Origin of the sequence: Rhodobaculum claviforme (assembly GCF_016653255.1) — a bacterium.
Taxonomy (GTDB): Bacteria; Pseudomonadota; Alphaproteobacteria; order Rhodobacterales; family Rhodobacteraceae; genus Rhodobaculum; species Rhodobaculum claviforme.
In genome coordinates this window covers 1-2,627 of sequence record NZ_NHSD01000008.1, presented here as the reverse complement: position 1 = coordinate 2,627, position 2,627 = coordinate 1, and the positions used below count along the sequence as shown (strand labels likewise).

3 protein-coding genes are annotated in these 2,627 nt (G+C 65.4%); 2 read left to right on the top strand and 1 reads right to left on the bottom strand.

Going from position 1 to position 2,627, the window contains the following annotated elements; translation table 11 throughout:
- Positions 1-387: 387 nt before the first annotated feature.
- Both CCR87_RS00125 and CCR87_RS00120 read left to right on the top strand, forming a co-directional pair.
- Positions 388-1,284 carry a lipid kinase gene (locus CCR87_RS00125; protein ID WP_037256455.1) on the top strand — a complete coding sequence of 299 codons (897 nt, stop codon included), beginning with the start codon at positions 388-390 and terminating at the stop codon, positions 1,282-1,284.
- Between the two features lie 131 nt (positions 1,285-1,415).
- Positions 1,416-1,574, top strand: a complete 159-nt coding sequence (locus tag CCR87_RS00120; RefSeq protein ID WP_037256452.1) for a YqaE/Pmp3 family membrane protein — start codon at positions 1,416-1,418, stop codon at positions 1,572-1,574.
- Between the two features lie 22 nt (positions 1,575-1,596).
- Here the strand turns inward: CCR87_RS00120 and CCR87_RS00115 are convergent.
- A partial coding sequence (locus tag CCR87_RS00115; protein ID WP_201155319.1) for an efflux RND transporter periplasmic adaptor subunit occupies positions 1,597-2,627 on the bottom strand: 1,031 nt, incomplete at its 5' end.

The window sequence follows — 2,627 nt, the reverse complement described above, 5'->3', positions numbered from 1 at the left end:
CATGGAAACGGCCTTGTACCGTGTCCTGGGTGTTCGTCTGAGCGCTTTGGCAAGTAGGTGTCGGCGGCCATGCTAAATCCGTTCGATCGCCAAGTTGACAGTTCTGCCTTTCCGATCGGGCGGATCGTGCCGAGAACATGTCTGTTGACAGCAGGTTGGGCGTACGGTTGGTCGGCATACTGATGTTGTACGAGGCAGGGTCGGATGCCGGCCGGTGTTGGGAATGCGCAGCTCGCCTATATTCTCTCGTGCGTGAGTTTTCTGAGGCTGCGGTCGCCTTAGGGTTTTTGCGCCGCGATCGTATGTATAGCTAGTCAGGTGTCCAAGCATACGATGAGCCGCGTACGTCTGTGCGTACGTGTCGGCGTACGGTGGGGGAACGACCACGTGACGACGAAGCAAACCGGGCGGATCCTATTGATCCTGCCGCGTGCGAAGGCCGCGCAGCTCGAGAACCAGCTGGATGAGATCGAACAGGCCTTGGGTCCGGCGGGATCGGTGATACGCGAGATTGCGGACGATCCCGACCGGATGGCGATGCGGATCGTCGAGCTGTCGAACGAGGTCGACCAGGTCGCGGTGGGCGGCGGCGATGGCACGCTGTCCAGTGTCGCGCCGGCCTTCATGCAGACCGGTCTGCCGATGGTGATCCTGCCGCTTGGCACCGCGAACGATCTCGCGCGTACGCTGGGCATCCCGCGTGACCTGATCGCGGCGGCAGAGCTCGCCCGGACCGGCCGGCTCGAGGACATCGACGTCGGGGAGGTCAACGGCCACACCTTCTATAACGCCGCCAGTATCGGCCTGAGCGTCGACGTCGCCGAACGCCTGGAGGCCGGTCCGAAGCGCTACGGGGTGTTCAGCTATCTGCTGACATTGCTGGATCTGACGCGGGCCCGGCGGAATTTCCGCGCCTACGTGACCTGTGACGGCGAGCTGGTGACGTTGAATTCGATCCAGCTCACGGTCGGCAACGGGGTGCGTCATGGCGGTGGGGTACGGGTGCACGCCGACGCCTCGATCGATGACGGACGGTTGGACCTCTACAGCCTGGAACCGCAGCCGCTGTGGCGCCTGCCGATCCTGTTCCCTGCGTTTATGCGTGGCACCCACAATGCTTGGCGCAGTGTGACGAACCTTCGGGCGCGTGAGTTCCACGTCGAGACGCCAGCCAAGCCCAAGCGGGTCAACGCCGACGGTGAGATCGTCAGTCGCACGCCCGCGACCTTCAAGCTGCACCGCAATGCGGTCTGGGTCCGTCTGCCGCCCTCGGTCGAGCCTTAGCGGCGCTGCGAGCCGGCGCGTGCTTGGGCGTTGACGCACGATCGGGACACAAGGCGCACGGCCTGGATCAGACGTGTGACGCTTTCTGGTATGCCTTGCAGTCCTGATGGGTCGCTCGTATCTATACGAATATGGACATCATTCGCATCATCTTCGCCATCCTACTCCCACCGTTGGGCGTGTTCCTCCAGGTTGGCCTGGGCGGTCAATTCTGGCTCAACATCCTGCTCACCCTGCTTGGCTATATCCCGGGCATCGTGCACGCCGTCTGGATTATCGCAAAGCGGTGACGGTGGCTGGTAACGCTGGCGTTCAGAAACCGCTTTCCCGGATCAGCACGGCGGCCGCACTGCGCCAGGCTCGGGCAATCAGGCTGCGTCCCGTGCCGTCGACCATGACGGTGCCGGGCACGACCTGCTCGGGCGCGGCTTGGTCTGCGCGTGGCGCCATCTCGACGCGGTAGACGGGCGTGTGCGGCACCAGACCGCTGCCGGCGATCTCGGCCGCGGCGTCACGGGTCTGTCGACGTTCGGTCTCGATCCCGCCGCCGTAGGTCGCGGCCAGATACGGGATTTCCAGTCGGCTGGCGTTGACCGTTTCGCGTGCGCCAACTCTGACATCGATCGGCGCGCGTGCTGGATCCTGAGGGTAGAAACGGCCTGCCGCGCCGGCCTCGAAGCGGGCGACGTCACGCGCCCGGACATAGCCGCGCAGGCGTGCCGGGCTCGTGCCGATGATCCGCCCCAGCGTCTGCTCGCGCGTGATCCACTGTCCGGTGGCCAGCTCCGGGGGCACGTCGCTCAACCTGCCTGCGATCGGTGCGCGCACCGAGAGCCGCGCTTGTTGTGCCCGCAGGCCGTCCAGCCGTGTCCGGTCGGCGGCCAACTCCTGTTCCAGCACGGTCAGGCGGCCCAGTGTCTCCGCGCTCGCCGCCTGACGTCGCAGCAGCTGTTCGGCCAGCGCGATGCGCTTTTGGGTCTGGCGCAGCGCGTGTTCCAGCTCCGGCGAGTCCAGGCGGTACAGCAGATCCCCCTGTTGAACCTGGGCGCTATCCCTGGCCGCGATGTCGACCAGACGCGCGGGCACGGGCGGGAACAGGGCAGTGTGCTGACCCGCCTGCAGCACGGCCGGCACGGGCACGCGACTTTGCCATGGCCAGGTGAGTAACAGGACCACGCCAGCCAGTGCGGCGAGCGTTGCGATGAGGTTGCGGTTCAGGCGCATGGCCCGCCTCCGTTGCCACCACTGCGCCAACTCCTGAGCGATCGGCCGGGCGATAAACCAACTCAGCTCGACCGCCATCAGGAACAGGCCCAGCACCTTGAAGAAGAAGTGGTAGACCA